This window comes from Pseudomonas sp. KT_2_4 (assembly GCF_041410225.1).
Taxonomy (GTDB): domain Bacteria; phylum Pseudomonadota; class Gammaproteobacteria; order Pseudomonadales; family Pseudomonadaceae; genus Aquipseudomonas; species Aquipseudomonas paracarnis.
This window is the reverse complement of sequence record NZ_CP166962.1, coordinates 2428672-2444612: the sequence shown is the minus strand read 5'-3', so window position 1 is coordinate 2444612 and position 15941 is coordinate 2428672. Positions and strand designations below refer to the sequence as shown.

At 59.1% G+C, this 15941-nt stretch carries 17 protein-coding genes; 11 read left to right on the top strand and 6 right to left on the bottom strand.

Annotation, left to right across the window (positions count from 1 at the left end):
• Positions 1 to 21: 21 nt before the first annotated feature.
• Genes zwf through AB9N64_RS11275 form a run of 3 tightly spaced genes read left to right on the top strand, consistent with a single transcriptional unit; the run spans position 22 to position 2871 of the window.
• Complete coding sequence (gene zwf, locus AB9N64_RS11285; RefSeq protein WP_014719663.1) at positions 22 to 1488, top strand: glucose-6-phosphate dehydrogenase; 1467 nt, start codon at positions 22 to 24, stop codon at positions 1486 to 1488.
• Positions 1475 to 2188 (top strand): 6-phosphogluconolactonase, encoded by a 714-nt coding sequence (gene pgl, locus AB9N64_RS11280; protein ID WP_038451298.1) that lies wholly within the window; start codon positions 1475 to 1477, stop codon positions 2186 to 2188. Before zwf ends, pgl begins: the two co-directional genes overlap by 14 nt.
• 17 nt (positions 2189 to 2205) lie before the next feature.
• Positions 2206 to 2871 (top strand): bifunctional 4-hydroxy-2-oxoglutarate aldolase/2-dehydro-3-deoxy-phosphogluconate aldolase, encoded by a 666-nt coding sequence (locus tag AB9N64_RS11275; protein ID WP_019819350.1) that lies wholly within the window; start codon positions 2206 to 2208, stop codon positions 2869 to 2871.
• A gap of 205 nt (positions 2872 to 3076) precedes the next feature.
• Here the strand turns inward: AB9N64_RS11275 and AB9N64_RS11270 are convergent, their stop codons facing one another.
• Together AB9N64_RS11270 and AB9N64_RS11265 are read right to left on the bottom strand one after the other, a co-directional pair.
• Entirely contained in the window at positions 3077 to 4252 is a 1176-nt protein-coding gene (locus tag AB9N64_RS11270; protein ID WP_019819348.1) for an aminotransferase class V-fold PLP-dependent enzyme, read from the bottom strand.
• 10 nt (positions 4253 to 4262) lie between these two features.
• Entirely contained in the window at positions 4263 to 4499 is a 237-nt protein-coding gene (locus tag AB9N64_RS11265; RefSeq protein ID WP_003193750.1) for a DUF3820 family protein, read from the bottom strand.
• Between the two features lie 204 nt (positions 4500 to 4703).
• Here AB9N64_RS11265 and AB9N64_RS11260 point away from each other — a divergent pair, with 204 nt between their 5' ends.
• Positions 4704 to 5171 carry a PA2169 family four-helix-bundle protein gene (locus AB9N64_RS11260; protein ID WP_014719659.1) on the top strand — a complete coding sequence of 156 codons (468 nt, stop codon included), beginning with the start codon at positions 4704 to 4706 and terminating at the stop codon, positions 5169 to 5171.
• A 134-nt stretch (positions 5172 to 5305) separates the two neighbouring features.
• Here the strand turns inward: AB9N64_RS11260 and AB9N64_RS11255 are convergent, their stop codons facing one another.
• Entirely contained in the window at positions 5306 to 5776 is a 471-nt protein-coding gene (locus tag AB9N64_RS11255) for a MaoC family dehydratase (protein WP_003193747.1), read from the bottom strand.
• Positions 5777 to 5832: 56 nt separating this feature from the next.
• A complete protein-coding gene (locus AB9N64_RS11250) occupies positions 5833 to 6777 on the bottom strand; it encodes a lysophospholipase (protein WP_371360261.1) in 945 nt (314 codons plus the stop codon).
• Between the two features lie 219 nt (positions 6778 to 6996).
• On the opposite strand from AB9N64_RS11250, the gene fadD2 reads away from it, so the two are divergent.
• Entirely contained in the window at positions 6997 to 8685 is a 1689-nt protein-coding gene (gene fadD2 / locus AB9N64_RS11245) for a long-chain-fatty-acid--CoA ligase FadD2 (protein ID WP_003193743.1), read from the top strand.
• A gap of 383 nt (positions 8686 to 9068) precedes the next feature.
• Positions 9069 to 10760: a long-chain-fatty-acid--CoA ligase FadD1 gene (gene fadD1 / locus AB9N64_RS11240; protein ID WP_014719656.1), complete on the top strand. Its 1692-nt coding sequence runs from the start codon at positions 9069 to 9071 to the stop codon at positions 10758 to 10760.
• Positions 10761 to 10922: 162 nt separating this feature from the next.
• On the opposite strand, the gene AB9N64_RS11235 is transcribed toward fadD1, so the two are convergent.
• Complete coding sequence (locus AB9N64_RS11235; protein ID WP_034134348.1) at positions 10923 to 11300, bottom strand: hypothetical protein; 378 nt, start codon at positions 11298 to 11300, stop codon at positions 10923 to 10925.
• Positions 11301 to 11501: 201 nt separating this feature from the next.
• Here AB9N64_RS11235 and AB9N64_RS11230 point away from each other — a divergent pair, with 201 nt between their 5' ends.
• The 3 genes from AB9N64_RS11230 to def all read left to right on the top strand — a co-directional run bounded on the left by AB9N64_RS11230 (position 11502) and on the right by def (position 13354).
• Complete coding sequence (locus tag AB9N64_RS11230) at positions 11502 to 11687, top strand: CsbD family protein (protein ID WP_003193737.1); 186 nt, start codon at positions 11502 to 11504, stop codon at positions 11685 to 11687.
• A gap of 180 nt (positions 11688 to 11867) precedes the next feature.
• Complete coding sequence (locus tag AB9N64_RS11225; RefSeq protein ID WP_014719655.1) at positions 11868 to 12818, top strand: YihY/virulence factor BrkB family protein; 951 nt, start codon at positions 11868 to 11870, stop codon at positions 12816 to 12818.
• A complete protein-coding gene (gene def / locus AB9N64_RS11220) occupies positions 12815 to 13354 on the top strand; it encodes a peptide deformylase (protein WP_014719654.1) in 540 nt (179 codons plus the stop codon). The genes AB9N64_RS11225 and def overlap by 4 nt, the downstream gene beginning before the upstream one ends.
• Positions 13355 to 13374: 20 nt before the next feature.
• Here def and AB9N64_RS11215 read toward each other — a convergent pair whose 3' ends face one another.
• The gene (locus AB9N64_RS11215) at positions 13375 to 13803 is read right to left on the bottom strand and encodes a GNAT family N-acetyltransferase (protein ID WP_019819336.1); all 429 of its coding nucleotides are present in this window, start codon (positions 13801 to 13803) and stop codon (positions 13375 to 13377) included.
• A 302-nt stretch (positions 13804 to 14105) separates the two neighbouring features.
• On the opposite strand from AB9N64_RS11215, the gene AB9N64_RS11210 reads away from it, so the two are divergent.
• Positions 14106 to 15035 (top strand): fatty acid desaturase, encoded by a 930-nt coding sequence (locus AB9N64_RS11210; RefSeq protein ID WP_130175411.1) that lies wholly within the window; start codon positions 14106 to 14108, stop codon positions 15033 to 15035.
• Positions 15036 to 15044: 9 nt separating this feature from the next.
• The gene (locus AB9N64_RS11205) at positions 15045 to 15836 is read left to right on the top strand and encodes a phosphate/phosphite/phosphonate ABC transporter substrate-binding protein (RefSeq protein ID WP_014719651.1); all 792 of its coding nucleotides are present in this window, start codon (positions 15045 to 15047) and stop codon (positions 15834 to 15836) included.
• The last annotated feature ends 105 nt before the right edge of the window (positions 15837 to 15941 follow it).

The following is a 15941-nucleotide window of genomic DNA, read 5'->3' as shown; positions in this document are numbered from 1 at the left end:
CTTGATAAAAGAACAAACATCATGCCTTCGATAACCGTGGAACCCTGCACCTTTGCCCTGTTTGGCGCCTTGGGTGATCTGGCGCTGCGCAAGTTATTTCCTGCCCTTTATCAACTCGATGGCGCCGGGTTGCTGCACGACGACACACGCATCCTGGCCCTGGCCCGTGAAGCCGGCTCCGAGCAGCAACACCTGGCCCATATCGAAAAAGAATTGCGTAAATACGTCGGTAAGGAACTCGACGAGGCCGTGGCCCAGCGTTTCCTCGCGCGCCTTTCGTATGTGCATGTCGACTTCATGAAGGCTGACGACTACGTTGCCCTGGCCGAAAAAGCCGGCAGCGATCAACGCCTGATTGCCTACTTCGCCACCCCGGCGGCGGTGTACGGCGCGATCTGCGAAAACCTGTCCAAGGTTGGCCTGGCGGAAAATACCCGCGTAGTGCTGGAAAAACCCATCGGTTCGGACCTGGAGTCATCGCGCAAGGTCAACGACGCCGTGGCGCAGTTTTTCCCGGAAAACCGCACCTACCGCATCGACCACTACCTGGGCAAAGAGACGGTGCAGAACCTGATTGCCCTGCGTTTCGCCAACAGCCTGTTCGAAACCCAGTGGAACCAGAACTATATTTCCCACGTGGAAATCACCGTGGCCGAGCAGGTCGGCATCGAAGGCCGTTGGGGTTACTTCGACAAGGCCGGCCAGCTGCGCGACATGATCCAGAACCACCTGTTGCAGCTGCTGTGCCTGATTGCCATGGACCCGCCGGCCGACCTGTCCGCCGACAGCATCCGTGACGAGAAGGTCAAGGTGCTCAAGGCCCTGGCGCCGATCAGCCCCGAAGGCCTGACCACCCAAGTAGTCCGTGGCCAGTACATCGCCGGCTACAGCGCTGGTAAAGCCGTGCCGGGTTACCTGGAAGAAGACAATTCCAACACCCAGAGCGACACCGAAACCTTCGTCGCCCTGCGTGCCGATATCCGCAACTGGCGTTGGGCCGGGGTGCCGTTCTACCTGCGTACCGGCAAGCGCATGCCGCAAAAGCTGTCGCAGATCGTCATCCATTTCAAGGAACCATCCCACTATATCTTCGCCCCCGAGCAGCGCTTGCAGATCAGCAACAAGCTGATCATCCGCCTGCAGCCGGACGAAGGTATTTCCCTGCGTGTGATGACCAAGGAACAGGGCCTGGACAAAGGCATGCAACTGCGCAGCGGGCCACTGCAATTGAATTTTTCCGACACCTATCGCAGCGCACGCATCCCCGATGCCTACGAGCGATTGTTGCTGGAAGTGATGCGCGGCAATCAGAACCTGTTTGTTCGCAAAGATGAAATCGAAGCCGCGTGGAAGTGGTGTGACCAGTTGATCGCCGGGTGGAAAAAATCCGGTGATGCGCCTAAGCCGTATGCGGCGGGGTCCTGGGGGCCGATGAGCTCCATTGCACTGATTACGCGGGATGGGAGGTCGTGGTATGGCGATATCTGAATTGAAACTGCCTCAGGGCGTCACTGCCCATGAGTACCGTACGCCTGCGCTGCTGGCCGATGGCCTTGCCAATGACGTGGCCGAACAACTGCGCGCGGCCATCAGTGCCCGTGGCGAGGCGACGTTGGTGGTGTCCGGTGGCCGCAGCCCCGTGGCGTTTTTCCAGAACCTGGCCAAGCAGGGCCTGGACTGGTCCAAGGTCACCATCACCCTGGCCGATGAGCGCTGGGTGCCGGTCGAACACGCCGACAGCAATGCCGGCCTGTTGAAGCAACACTTGCTGCAAGGCCCGGCGGCCAAGGCGAAGTTCTTGAGCCTGTACAGCCCTGCCGCCAACCTTGAAGACGCTGCCGAGCAGGCCGATCGCCTGCTGGCCGAGCTGCCTGCCATTGATGTGCTGGTGCTGGGCATGGGCGATGACGGTCACACCGCCTCGCTGTTCCCCAACAGTCCCAACCTGGCTGAAGCCCTGAAGCCCGACGGTACCCGCCGTTGCTGGCCGATGCTGGCACCGACCGTGCCGCACCAGCGCCTGACCATGAGTCGCGCGCTGTTGGCGACGGCCAACTTCACCGTGCTGTCGATTTCCGGCAGTTCGAAATTGACTACCTTGAGCGCCGCCCTGGCCAGCAACGATGTTGCTGCCATGCCGATTCGCGCGTTTTTGCAACCTACTCTAGAGATTTACTGGTGCCCATGAGCCAAGGATCAGCCGCTATGAAAAGCCCCCAATCGACCGTGTCCATGGCGGATAAAGTTGCCTTGATCGACAGCCTCTGCGCCAAGGCGCGGATCCTGCCGGTGATCACCATCGCCCGCGAACAGGACATCCTGCCGTTGGCCGACGCCCTGGCCGCTGGCGGTTTGACCGCGCTGGAAGTGACCCTGCGTTCCGAGTTCGGCCTCAAGGCCATTCAGGTCTTGCGCGAGCAACGTCCTGAGCTGTGCACCGGTGCCGGTACCGTGCTCGATCGTCACATGCTCGAAGCGGCCGAAGTGGCGGGCTCGCAATTTATCGTCACCCCTGGCATCACCCGCGACCTGCTGGAAGCCTCGGTGCACAGCCCGATCCCGCTGCTGCCGGGCATCAGCAACGCCTCCGGCATCATGGAAGGCTACGGCCTGGGTTATCGCCGCTTCAAACTGTTCCCGGCTGAAGTCAGCGGTGGTGTTGCTGCCATCAAGGCGCTCGGCGGCCCGTTCGGCGAAGTCAAATTCTGCCCGACTGGCGGTGTTGGCCCAGCCAACATCAAGAGCTACATGGCGTTGAAAAACGTGATGTGCGTGGGGGGCAGCTGGATGCTGGATCCGGAGTGGGTCAAGAACGGCGACTGGGCGCGTATCCAGGAAGTCACTGCCCAGGCGCTGGCGCTGCTGGACTGAACGGATTTATCGAATCGTTGTTGCTGTGCTTAACGGCATTTTTGCGGCGCACTTGGTCGGTGTGCCGCTTTTTTTTGCCTGTAGAAAAACCTCAAGCACATCGCCGCTCTGAAGGTGGGAGCTGGCTTGCCTGCGATAGCCATTTATCAGTTAGGCCATCTTTGGCTGCTACACCGTTATCGCAGGCAAGCCCGCTCCCACAGTTTTAAACGGTGTTTAGTTTGGTGATCGCGTGGACTAGCGCATTGATGTCCGCCGCCGACGTCACCAGCCCCGGCGTCACCCGGATACAGGTGCCAAACGCTGCCCCCGTGCGCGTAGTGGTGAACAGGCCGTGCTCCTTGAGCAACCTGTCCACCATCGCCTGCTGATCACGCCCGATAAACTTGAAGGCGGTGATCCCGCAATACAGTCGCGGGTCATCCGAAGTCAGCACTTCGATCCCCGCCAACGGCCGCACCTGGTTCACCCACAGGTTGCGCAGGTAATTGACGCGTGCGCCCTTGGCTGCAGCGCCCCCCAATTGTCGATGCTCTTCAAACACCAGAGGCAAGGTCATCAGCGCCGGAAAGTTCGGCGTGCTGTAGGACGTACGCGCTCGCACATCGGTGGCTGGGTAATGGAACTCGCCCATATCCGGGTCGATATCGGCCAGGCGCTCCGGTGCGATGTACAAAAAGCCCAGGGTCAACGGCGCGCCGATCCACTTGTGCAGGTTGAAGCCTGCGAACTGAATGCCCAGTTCGGCCAGGTTGAATTCGATCTGGCCCAAGGCGTGGGCGCCGTCGAGGATCACGTCGATTCCTCGTTCGCGCGCTGCCTTGGCAATGGCCGCAACCGGCATGACCAGGCCCGTACGGTGGGTCACATGGGTCAAGGCCATTAATTTCAGGCGCGGGTACTGCACAAACGCATCGTGATAAGTCTGCACCAAGCTGTCGAAACGGGCCGGGTGGGTGTGGGCCACCTCTATGACTTCCACGCCGCGAGTCGCTGCCAGCCAGCGCATGGCGCCTTTGACTGTGTCGTATTCCAGATCAGTGATCAGCACCTGGTCGCCCGGTTGCAGGCGGTTGTAGTTGCGGATCAGCGACTGCAAGGCTTCGGTGGCGTTACGGGTGAAAGCGACCGACTCGGGGTCGACAGCAATCAACCCGGCCAACTGGCGGCGTATCTCGTTGTTTTCACCCTGTTCAAAACGCTGGCGCACATGCACAGCGTTGCTGCGGTTGATAAAGCTGATGTGCTCAAGGTATTGGGCCTGCACCGCCCGGCTCATGCGCCCGAAGTAGCCGTTTTCCAGGTTGATCGGGCCGGGCTCGCACTCGTAACGCTGAGCGATGGCCTGCCAGTGCGCTTCGTTATCGGCATTCCTTGGCATGGTGGGTCTCCTAGTGGCGGGGGGCGGGTCTGCCGTGTTTGGCGCGCAGTGGCTCAAGCAATTCGGACAGACCGTTGTGGTCGATTTCCTGCATCAAGGCCAGCAAACCGCCCAGCTCCCCGTGGGGGAAACCTTCGCGGGCGAACCAATTCAGGTAGGGCCCAGGCAAGTCGGCAATGATCCGGCCTTTGTATTTGCCGAAGGGCATTTGGCGGGTGATGAGCAGTTCGAGTTTTTCGGGATTCATGAGCGTCGCAGGGTTGAGGCCAGGCTTTCGAAAATACAGGCATTCTGCATGAAGGCCAAATGACAGATCATGCAAATAACCAAGATACAGATGGTTCAATAATTCGTAACTTATTGAAATAAAACGTAAAAATAATTTTTGAAAACCTGGCACGGGCGCTGCAATAACCAAGGCAACCTTCTAACCCGTACAAGGAATTGAAAAATGACTGATATCAACAAAGAATCGATCTCCGTACTGAACGACCTGATCGAGACCAGCATCGACGGCCAAAAGGGTTTCAAGGAATGCGCTGAAGACATCAAGCATCCAGAACTCAAGGCCCTGTTTGCCAAACGCTCCGCTGATTGCGCGACAGCCGCTGCTGAACTGAAAACTGCTGTGCGTGCCTTGGGTGGCGATCCTGAAGATTCCGGCAGCATGGCTGGCGCCCTGCACCGTGGCTGGGTCGACGTGAAGTCGATGGTCACTGGCAAGGACGAAGAGGCCGTATTGAACGAAGCCGAGCGCGGTGAAGACCACGCATTGAAGGCTTACCGTGAAGCGATCGAGAAGATCAACAAACACAACCTGGTGGGCATTCGTGACTTGGTTGAGCGTCAGTACCACGGTGTACAGCGCAATCACGACCAGGTAAAAGCCCTGCGTAACCAGGCCCGCGCTCAGTCGTAAGCCCTTTGTTGGAAATGTTCTGAAGAATGTGGGAGGGGGCTTGCCCCCGATGGCGGAGTATCAGTCACTGCAGCTGTGACTTGACTTGCGCTATCGGGGGGCAAGCCCCCTCCCACATTGGTACTGCGTGAATGTCAGCCGATGCTGATCGGCGGCAATTCGGTCAACGTCACGACTTGCTGCTTACGCGGTGCCAGAATCTCTGCCTCGCCATCTACCACCAACTCATCGCGCTGGTTGAACACCCGAGTGGCAATGCGCACGCGAAACTTCGGCAGTTTCTCGAGGATTTCCAAGCGCACGGTCAGGGTGTCGCCGATCTTCACCGGCTTCTGAAAGGTCATCTGCTGGCCGATGTAAATCGTGCCCGGCCCAGGCAACTCACAAGCCACCGCCGCGCTGATCAGCGCACCGCTGAACATGCCGTGGGCAATCCGCTCCTTGAACATGGTTGCCTTGGCGTATTCAGCATCCAGGTGCACCGGGTTGTGGTCGCCGGACATGGCGGCGAACAACTGGATATCACGCTCTTCGACGGTTTTGCTGAAGCTGGCGGTCTGGCCTACTTCGAGCGCTTCGTACGGGGTGTTGGTTACCTGGGTCATCTAAAGGTGCATCCTGTGGCTTATCGATAATTAATCGGCTGATTTTAAAGCAAAAACTATTCGCAGCGGGTGGGCCTGCGCAACGCCAGCGCCTGGTCGAGCCAGGCCAGCAGGTCGGCGGTGACTTCATCACGGTTGGTTTCGTTGAACACTTCATGCCGCGCCTGCGGGTAGAGGTTCAATTGCACGTTCTGGCAGCCGGCCTCACGCAGTGCGTGGGCCAGGTCCTTGAGACGCTTGCCTTCACTCACCGGATCACAATCGCCGCCCATCACCAGGATCGGCAGGCCAGGATCGATCTGCGCCAGGTTGGAGACTTTGCTGATCTGCTGCAAGCCGCCCAGCAGGTCGATCCACAGTTGATTGGTGCAACGAAAGCCACAGAGTGGGTCGTTGATGTAGTTATCCACTTCAACCGGGTCGCGGCTGAGCCAGTCGAATTTGGTGCGGTTGGGCTTGAAGGCTTTGTTGAATGAGCCGAACGACAGGAAGTCGATCAACGCACTGCGCCCTCGCAGGCCTTGGCGCGCTCGCTCGATGCCCGCGATGATTTGCGCTGCACGGTAGAGGGCCACCGGCTGGAAATTCGAGCCGCTGAGTATTGCGCCATGCAAGCTGGCACTGTGATGCAGCAAGTACGCCTGGGAGATATAGCTGCCCATGCTGTGGCCCAGCAGGATGATCGGCAGCCCGGGATGCTGTTGGCCGATGTGCTGATTGAGGCTGGCCAGATCGCCCACTACTTTGTTCCAGCCATCCGTTTCAGCATATAGCCCAATAGTGCCGGCCTCTGCAGTGCGGCCATGCCCGCGCTGGTCCAGCGCATACACACCCAGGCCTGCTGCACACAATGCCTGCGCCAGGCGCGCATAGCGGCCGCCATGCTCGGCCATGCCATGGGAGATCATCACCACGGCCCTGGGTGGCCCGTCGGGCAGCCATTGGTTGACGTACAGACGGGTGTGGTCGTTCGCGGTCAGCCAGAAGGTGCTGTGGTTCATGGCGGCTTCCTTTGCTCAGGGTGGTTGCATTGTATAGCTCATCCGGCGTGGGGCGGGGTGTCTGCCTACGCCTTAGGTACAAGATTCATACAATCAATGACACAGTTCAGCGTCTTGCCTGTTTGGCCATAGCTGCTAACTTCCCCAAAGCTCCGCTTCTTATTGCTGCACATCTGCATGGCAGCGGCCGGACACACTCAGGTAAAGAGGACAAGAATAATGCAACCTGATTTCTGGAATGACAAACGCGCGGCGGGAGTCCCCAATGCCATCGACCTCAGCACCTACAAGTCGGTGATCGAGGTTTTCGAGCGTTCCTGCAAGACTTTTGCCGACCGTCCGGCATTCAGCAGCATGGGCATTACCCTCACCTACGCAGAACTTGAACGCCAGAGTGCGGCGTTTGCCGGTTACCTGCAGCAGCACACCGACCTCAAGCCCGGCGAGCGCATCGCGGTGCAGCTGCCCAACGTGCTGCATTACCCGGTGGCGGTGTTCGGCGCACTGCGCGCCGGGCTGATCGTGGTCAACACCAACCCGCTGTATACCCCGCGCGAGATGCGCCACCAGTTCAAGGACGCCGGTGTGCGCGCGCTGGTCTACCTCAACCTGTTCGGTTCGCGGGTGCAGGAGGTATGCACCGACACCGAGATCGACTACCTGATCGAAGCCAGGATGGGCGATTTCATGCCCGCCGCCAAAGGCTGGCTGGTCAACACCGTGGTCGACAAGGTGAAGAAGATGGTTCCGGCCTACCACCTGCCGCGAGCAGTGTCGTTCAAGCGCGCCCTGCGCATGGGCGCGGGCCTTGGGGTGACGCGCCATCCGGTGACCCTGGACGACGTCGCCGTGCTGCAATACACCGGCGGCACCACCGGCCTGGCCAAGGGCGCGATGCTCACCCACGGCAACCTGGTGGCGAATATGCAGCAGGTGCGGGCGTGCATGTCGCAACTGGGCGACGACGGCCATCCGCTGATCAAGGAAGGGCAGGAGGTGATGATTGCACCGCTGCCGCTGTACCACATCTATGCATTCACGGCCAATTGCATGTGCATGATGGTCTCCGGCAACCACAACGTGCTGATCACCAACCCACGGGACATCGGCGGGTTTATCAAGGAGCTCAAGCAGTGGCAGTTCTCCGGCCTGTTGGGGCTGAACACGCTGTTTGTGGCGCTGATGGACCACCCGGATTTCAAGACCCTGGATTTCTCCCACCTGAAGATCACCAACTCCGGTGGCACCGCTCTGGTCAAGGCCACGGCGGAACGCTGGAAGGCGCTGACCGGTTGCGCCATCGGCGAAGGCTACGGCCTCACCGAAACCTCGCCAGTGGCCAGTACCAACCCCTACGGCGGCCTGTCGCGCCTGGGTACCGTGGGCATCCCGGTGCCGGGTACGGCGATGAAAGTCGTCGATGACCTGGGGCAAGAACTGCCTTTGGGCGAGCGCGGCGAGCTGTGCATCCAGGGCCCACAAGTGATGAAGGGCTACTGGCAGCAACCGGCCGCCACCGCCGAAACCTTGGACGCCGATGGCTGGTTGAAGACCGGTGACATTGCGGTGATCGACACCGATGGCTACATCAGTATTGTGGATCGCAAGAAGGATTTGATCATCGTCTCGGGTTTCAACGTGTACCCCAACGAAATCGAAGACGTGATCATGGCCCACCCGGCCGTGGCCAACTGCGCCGTGATCGGCGTACCGGACGAGCGCACGGGGGAGGCGGTGAAGCTGTTCGTGGTGGCACGGGCCCAGGGGGTGAGCCTTGAGGAACTGAAGGCGTACTGCAAGGCCAACTTCACCGGCTACAAGGTGCCCAAGCATATTGTGTTGAGGGAGTCGTTGCCGATGACGCCTGTGGGCAAAATTTTGCGCCGCGAGCTGCGCGACATCGCTTGAGTTGAAACCGGGTACAAAAAATGTGGGAGCTGGCTTGCCGGCGATAGCGGTGTTTCAGTCACCTGTTGAATTGACTGATCCACCGCTATCGCAGGCAAGCCAGCTCCCACATTGTCATATAGCACCCTTGAGAGCTTGTTCTAGAGCCATTTTTGGCGTTATAGAATTTTTGCTCTAAAAGTGACCATTGGATATTCTTGAGTCATGTTTATGACTGTAGGGCCCTCTTTTGGCTCTAGGCGGCCCTTGGCAAAGCTGCTACTCTCGGCGCGCTTTGTGACTTCTAGGCCTGCTTGAAAGCGCCAGACTCACCTAAAAACATACACCAATAATAATCGCATCAAATGCGATGATGAATTCGCGTCGCTGAGGAGTGGGCTTCCATGAATGAAGACTTTTGGAAGGATAAGTACCCCGCCGGGATTGCTGCACAGATCAATCCAGACGAGTATCCGAATATTCAGGCGGTACTGAAGCAGTCCTGCCAGCGCTTCGCCAACAAACCGGCTTTCAGCAACCTGGGCAAGACAATCACCTACGGTGAACTGTACGAATTGTCCGGCGCATTCGCCGCGTATCTGCAACAGCATACCGATTTGAAGCCTGGCGATCGAATCGCTGTGCAACTGCCCAACGTTCTGCAATACCCCGTCGCTGTATTCGGTGCCATCCGCGCCGGCCTGATCGTGGTCAACACCAACCCGCTGTACACCGCGCGGGAGATGGAACACCAATTCAATGATTCGGGGGCCAAGGCCCTGGTTTGCCTGGCCAACATGGCGCACCTGGCTGAAAAAGTCGTGCCCAAGACCGCCGTCAAGCACGTGATCGTCACCGAAGTTGCCGACCTGCTCTCGCCGTTCAAGCGCGTGCTGATCAACAGCGTGATCAAGTACGTGAAGAAAATGGTGCCGGCCTATCATCTGCCCCAGGCCATCAAGTTCAACGACGTACTCGCCAAGGGCCATGGCCAGCCGGTCAACGATGCCAGCCCGGCCAGCGGCGATGTGGCCGTGTTGCAATACACCGGCGGTACCACCGGCGTGGCCAAGGGCGCGATGCTGACCCACCGCAACCTCGTCGCCAACATGTTGCAATGCAAGGCGCTGATGGGCTCCAACCTCAATGAAGGCTGCGAGATCCTGATCACACCGCTGCCGCTCTACCACATCTATGCCTTCACCTTTCATTGCATGGCGATGATGCTGATCGGCAACCACAACATCCTGATCAGCAACCCGCGCGACCTGCCGGCGATGGTCAAGGAACTGTCGAAGTGGAAGTTCAGCGGCTTCGTCGGCCTCAACACCCTGTTCGTGGCACTGTGCAACAACGAAGGTTTCCGCAAGCTGGACTTCTCTGCGCTGAAGGTCACCCTATCGGGCGGCATGGCGTTGCAACTGGCTGCGGCGGAGCGTTGGAAGGCCGTGACCGGCTGCGCGATCTGCGAAGGCTACGGCATGACTGAAACCAGCCCGGTGGCCACGGTCAACCCGATCCAGAACATCCAGATCGGCACCATTGGCATTCCGGTGCCTTCCACCGCGTGTAAAGTCATCGCCGACGACGGTACCGAGCTGGCGCTGGGCGAAACCGGCGAGCTGTGTGTAAAAGGTCCGCAAGTGATGAAGGGCTACTGGCAGCGCCAGGATGCCACCGACGAGATGCTCGACAGCGAGGGCTGGCTGAAGACCGGCGACATCGCGATCATCCAGCCAGACGGCTACATGCGTATCGTCGACCGCAAGAAGGACATGATTCTGGTCTCCGGCTTCAACGTCTACCCCAACGAGCTCGAAGACGTGCTGGCGGGCCTGCCGGGCGTGCTGCAGTGTGCGGCCATCGGCGTACCGGATGAAAAATCCGGCGAGCACATCAAGTTGTTCATCGTGGTCAAGCCAGGGGCCACCCTGACCAAGGACCAGGTGATGGAACACATGCGCGCCAACGTCACCGGCTACAAGGTGCCCAAGGCCGTGGAGTTCCGTGATGCGTTGCCGACCACCAACGTGGGCAAGATCCTGCGGCGTGAATTGCGTGATGAAGAACTGAAGAAACTCGGTCTTAAAAAGTAACCCATAAAAAACCCCGCTGATGCGGGGTTTTTTATGAGGGCGCTGGCGAAACACTTACCCCCTATGGGGGCGGGCTTGCCTGCGATAGCGCTACACCAGCCACTGCTGTATCGCCTGACTCACTGCTATCGCGGGCAAGCCAGCTCCCACAGGGTTACCGGGTTACAGCACGAACTGCGCAAAGCTCACACCCGCACCGGCGGGGCGCACGTCCTTCAAGAACGAATCCTTGTCGGCGCTCAACTCCAGGGTAATCTCCGGCTTGCGCTTGCCCGCATTGCGCACCACCAGCCCCTCGAGTTTTTCACGCAGGAACACGGTCGGCACCTTCAGGTGCAACAACTGGTCGGTGTCGGCGTTGTGCATCAACAGATGGATCCACTCGTACTGGCCCACGGCAATACGCCCCACCGGCAGGTCGAACCACCAGATGTTGCGTTTGCGGTCCAGGTCGGTGAAGTGGCAGTTGTTGACGCCGAGTACGGCACCGCCCAGTTCCTGGTTTCTGCGGGCAATGGCCTGTGCTTTATTGAGTTTCATAACCTTCCTACGGGATCTGTTATTCAGCGTTGCAGCCTGAATGTGCCGGGCATTCTCGTGGGTTGGACATAAAACATAAAGCCAAACCTGCCGCTTTCGATGAAATGCTCGTACAAAAATAATTGAAACTCTGCCGTTGCGCTTCAGGTCAACCGCTACGTAGTGACCAAAAACCATTTGATTGTTATCAGGAGTAATACCATGAGCAGCACTTCCGATAAGGTAAAGGGCTTGGCGAACGAAGCTGTCGGTAACATCAAGCAAGGCGTCGGTAAAGTCACAGACAATGACAAACTGCGTGCTGAAGGCGTGATCCAAGAGAAAAAAGGCGAAGCTCAGCAAGCAGTGGGCAAGACCAAGGACGCAGTGAAAAAAGCCACTGAGTAACACGTCCTGGCGGGCAGCCCCCAGCAGCCCGACGGCCATCCACGGATGGCCGTTTTTGTATCCGGTGTTGCAACTAAACTTTCGAAATTGTTTCAAAGTCGCCAAATGGGCTACTTTGATGTAGAAAACGGCCCCTGAGTCGCCCATGAACTCAATCTCTTTGCGGCGAAAGGAGACGCTATGATTTTTCCGGTACTCGATGGTCTCAAGCTGCACAAGGTGCTGATGCGCACCGTCACTGAATTTCTCGATGACGAGATGCCGACTTACGCCTCGGCACTGGCCTACCAGATGCTGTTCTCGTTGTTCCCCTTTCTGCTGTTCCTGATCGCCCTGATCGGTTTCCTGCACCTGCCTGACTTCTTCACCTGGCTGCGCCTGCAGTCGGAACTGGTGTTGCCGCCCCAGGCGTTAGAGCAAGTCAACCCGGTGATCGACCAACTGCAGCAGTCCAAGGGGGGGCTGCTCTCGGTCGGTATCGTGATTGCCTTGTGGACGGCCTCCGCGGGCGTGCGCCTTATGATGAGCGCCATGAACGCCGCCTACGACGTGGTTGAGGGCCGGCCGATCTGGAAGCGTTTTCCACTGTCGATTTTCTACACCGTCGGCATCGCCGGCATGCTGCTGGCTGCTGCCGCGCTGATGGTGCTCGGCCCGCAGGTCATGGAGTGGCTGGCCGGGCAGATCGGCATGCAGGAATTCGTCGTCACCCTGTGGACTATCCTGCGCTGGCCATTGATCGTGATCCTGCTGATGTTCGCCGTGGCACTCATGTATTACGTGATGCCGGATGTCGAGCAGGAGTTTCGCTTTATCACCCCAGGTTCGGTATTGGCGGTGGTGGTGTGGATCGTCGCCTCCCTCGGCTTTGGCTACTACGTCAAAACCTTCGCCGACTACAACGCCATGTATGGCAGTATCGGTGCGATTATTGTCCTGCTCCTGTATTTCTATATCTCCGCTGCCGTGCTGTTGCTCGGCGCGGAGATGAATGCCGTGATCGAACACATGTCTGCCGAAGGCAAGGACCCCGGGCAGAAGGAAATCGGCGAACCGGCCCCGACTGAAAAACAGCACGTCTCTGGCTTAGGCCGGGACCACTCCAAGCCCATTACCGAGCCTGAACAATGATCCGTGAAATCCTGAAAATGGGCGACGAGCGCCTGCTGCGTATCGCCCCGCCGGTACCGCCGGAGATGTTCGACAGCCCCGAGTTGTGGCAACTGATCGACGATATGTTCCAGACCATGGAACACGTAGGCGGTGTTGGCCTGGCTGCACCGCAGATTGGTGTCGACCTGCAACTGGTGATCTTTGGTTTCGAGGCCAGCGAACGCTACCCGGAGGCGCCGCCGGTACCCCAGACCATTCTGATCAACCCGCTGATCACACCGCTTAGCCCGGTACTGGAAGAGGGCTATGAAGGTTGCCTGTCAGTGCCCGGCCTGCGCGGCGCCGTGAACCGTTACCAGCAGATCCGCTACGAAGGTTTCGACCCCAAGGGGGAGCCGATTGTGCGTTTTGCCGACGGCTTCCATGCGCGGGTGGTGCAGCATGAGTGCGACCATTTGATCGGCCGGTTGTACCCATCGCGGATTACCGATTTCAGCAAATTCGGGTTTATTGAAGTGATGTTCCCGGAGCTGGACCCAACGGCTGACGAATAGCCCACAGTTCAACTGTGGGATCAGTGTTTATTCAGGACTGGGGCATTGAGCCCCATCGCAATCATCGGCTTATTGCGCTTGTAACGCACCAGCCGTTCACTCAGCGATTGCGGCAAAACCGTGTCCTGGCTGAACCCCATGCCCCGATACAACCCTTCCAGGTCCGGATGGCACAGCAACCAGACCGTCCCCTCACAACCCGCCACGGCCTCTTCAACCAGTCGCGCCGCGAGCCCCTGGCCACGATAAGTCGGCGCCACAAACACCCCCGTCAGCCACTGCCCACCCACCACCGGGCTCAAGCACAAGCCCGCCACGATGTCGCTATCGCGCGCCACCCACAAGCGGCCGCCCTTGAGTGCCTTCATCGACGAATTGTGGTTGCGGTAAAACTTGTTCAGCAGTGGCCACAGAGGCTCTGCCAGCGGTTCGATGTGCAATGGGGGCATGGGGTTCAGACAAGCATTATCCAGGGCCGGGGATTATAAGCGCCTTCTGCCGGGCAATAGGTGGTATACCCAGTGCTACATCCCCTGTTAGTGGAGCATGCATCATGGCCAAAGGTATGGATTCAAAGAAAGCCGCCAAGAAAAAACCGGCAAAGACCGCCGATGAAAAACGCGCGGACAAGAAGACCAAAAAATCCGAAGCAGGCCTGTTCGGTCACTGAGTTACACGCTTAGAACTAAACGATCTGCAAGATTTTCCCGCCTCATTGCACAGAGCAGGAAACACCTGCTCTGAGCTGCCGATGGCCAATTACCTTGATCCGACCCAACGCCGGGAAATCGAAGCCCTGGCGACGACCTTCGTGGCAAGAACCGAATGGCCGACCTGGCTACTGTTGATCGGCGTATATGCCGGCTGGTTCGCGGTGATCCTTGGCAGCCGGTGGCTGGGCCTGTGGCTGAGCATGTTGCTGCTGATTCCGCTGGTGACCCTGTGGCTATCGGTGCAGCACGAATTGCTCCACGGCCACCCGACCCGTTCGTTGTTGCTCAATAAACTCCTCGGCTATGCGCCTTTCGCGGTGTGGTATCCCTATACGCTGTACCGCGACAGCCACCTGTTGCACCACAACGACGACAACCTGACCCTACCGGGCATCGACCCGGAAAGCCGCTACCTCAATCAGCAGCAATGGGACGACAGCTCGCTGTTCGAACGTGGCGTGCATTGGCTGACCAAGACCGTGCTTGGCCGCTTACTGCTGGCTGCGCCGTTGGCCATTGGCCGGTTGGCCCGTCACGAGTTTCAACGCCTGCCCCAGGTATGGCCGATGTGGCTGGCTCACGGCGCCGTTACTGTGCTGATGCTGAGTTTCATTGCCTCCTACAGCGCGCTTGCGGTGTGGCATTACCTGCTGCTGGTCAGCGTGCCAGCGTTGTCCCTGGCTTCGATCCGTTCCTACTATGAGCACCGCCCCCATCTCCGGCCGGAACACCGCACAGTGCTCAACGAAGCGTCCTGGCCCTGGGCCTGGCTGTTTCTCAACAACAATCTGCACCTGGTGCACCACGATCTGCCAAAGTTGCCGTGGTACCTGCTGCCCAGGGTGTACCGTGCCCGGCGCGAGCAGTGGCTGGTGCGCAGCGGTGGCTTCCTGGTGCAAGGCTACGGCCAGTTGATCAGCCGTCACGGCCTCAAGGCCATCGACAGTCCCCGGCACCCGTTTGCCTGAGAGGCGACCATGAGTGAGTACTACGCCGACCTGCGCATGTACGTTGCGCCCGAACCTATCCAGCAGGCCAATCAACACTGGCTGGCGCGCATCCTTGAGCGCTTGAAGCTGCATCGTCTTAACGCCGACCACCTCGACTTGCGCGGCCTGTGGCTGGCGCCACAATTGCTCGTCAGCCAAACCTGCGGCTACCCGCTGATGACCCAACTGCGCGGCCAGGTGCGCATCATTGGGCGCCCCCGTTACGAGTTGGCCCACAGCAGCCACGGCGAACATTGCAGCCTGCTGTTGACCCGCGCGGACAACCCGCGTACCCGCCTGACGCAGTTCTACCAGAGCCGCGGCGTGATCAACGGCCACGACTCCAACAGCGGCATGAACCTGCTGCGTCACTGTCTGGCGCCGTTGCAGCGCGACGGGCGGTTCTTCGCCAGCGTCGGCATCAGCGGCGCCCACCGCGAGAGCTTGCGCTGGCTGCGTGAAGGCCGCGCCGACCTCGCCGCCATCGATAGCGTCACCTACGACTACCTCGCCCGATTCGCCCCCGAAGAGGTCGCGGGCCTGCGCGTCATCACCCGCAGCGCGCCGAGCCCGACTTTGCCTTACATAGGCGCGCTGGGCTTGAGCGATGGGCAGGTGGCGCAGATTCGTGAGGCGATGAACCTGGCGTTGCAGGACCTGCCGCAGGTGGCGCAAACCCTCGGTGTGCGAGCTGTGCTTCCTGCCAGCGAAGATGACTATCAGGTGGTGTTGGATTACCAGCGCAAAGCCGCCAGCATCGGCTATTCGGTACTTCAATAAGGTTATATAAGAATGCGTTTTAAGTATTATTAAAGCATAAGGAGCCTTGCTAGGATTGCTTCACCGGAACACCGGACATACCGCGCAACCTACTCAGAAGGAGCC

Bases quoted from the DNA above. Each gene is read 5' to 3' on its own strand.
- zwf (WP_014719663.1), top strand. From the start codon at position 22: ATGCCTTCGATAACCGTGGAACCCTGCACCTTTGCCCTGTTTGGCGCC.
- pgl (WP_038451298.1), top strand. From the start codon at position 1,475: ATGGCGATATCTGAATTGAAACTGCCTCAGGGCGTCACTGCCCATGAG.
- AB9N64_RS11275 (WP_019819350.1), top strand. From the start codon at position 2,206: ATGAAAAGCCCCCAATCGACCGTGTCCATGGCGGATAAAGTTGCCTTG.
- AB9N64_RS11270 (WP_019819348.1), bottom strand. From the start codon at position 4,252: ATGCCAAGGAATGCCGATAACGAAGCGCACTGGCAGGCCATCGCTCAG.
- AB9N64_RS11265 (WP_003193750.1), bottom strand. From the start codon at position 4,499: ATGAATCCCGAAAAACTCGAACTGCTCATCACCCGCCAAATGCCCTTC.
- AB9N64_RS11260 (WP_014719659.1), top strand. From the start codon at position 4,704: ATGACTGATATCAACAAAGAATCGATCTCCGTACTGAACGACCTGATC.
- AB9N64_RS11255 (WP_003193747.1), bottom strand. From the start codon at position 5,776: ATGACCCAGGTAACCAACACCCCGTACGAAGCGCTCGAAGTAGGCCAG.
- AB9N64_RS11250 (WP_371360261.1), bottom strand. From the start codon at position 6,777: ATGAACCACAGCACCTTCTGGCTGACCGCGAACGACCACACCCGTCTG.
- fadD2 (WP_003193743.1), top strand. From the start codon at position 6,997: ATGCAACCTGATTTCTGGAATGACAAACGCGCGGCGGGAGTCCCCAAT.
- fadD1 (WP_014719656.1), top strand. From the start codon at position 9,069: ATGAATGAAGACTTTTGGAAGGATAAGTACCCCGCCGGGATTGCTGCA.
- AB9N64_RS11235 (WP_034134348.1), bottom strand. From the start codon at position 11,300: ATGAAACTCAATAAAGCACAGGCCATTGCCCGCAGAAACCAGGAACTG.
- AB9N64_RS11230 (WP_003193737.1), top strand. From the start codon at position 11,502: ATGAGCAGCACTTCCGATAAGGTAAAGGGCTTGGCGAACGAAGCTGTC.
- AB9N64_RS11225 (WP_014719655.1), top strand. From the start codon at position 11,868: ATGATTTTTCCGGTACTCGATGGTCTCAAGCTGCACAAGGTGCTGATG.
- def (WP_014719654.1), top strand. From the start codon at position 12,815: ATGATCCGTGAAATCCTGAAAATGGGCGACGAGCGCCTGCTGCGTATC.
- AB9N64_RS11215 (WP_019819336.1), bottom strand. From the start codon at position 13,803: ATGCCCCCATTGCACATCGAACCGCTGGCAGAGCCTCTGTGGCCACTG.
- AB9N64_RS11210 (WP_130175411.1), top strand. From the start codon at position 14,106: ATGGCCAATTACCTTGATCCGACCCAACGCCGGGAAATCGAAGCCCTG.
- AB9N64_RS11205 (WP_014719651.1), top strand. From the start codon at position 15,045: ATGAGTGAGTACTACGCCGACCTGCGCATGTACGTTGCGCCCGAACCT.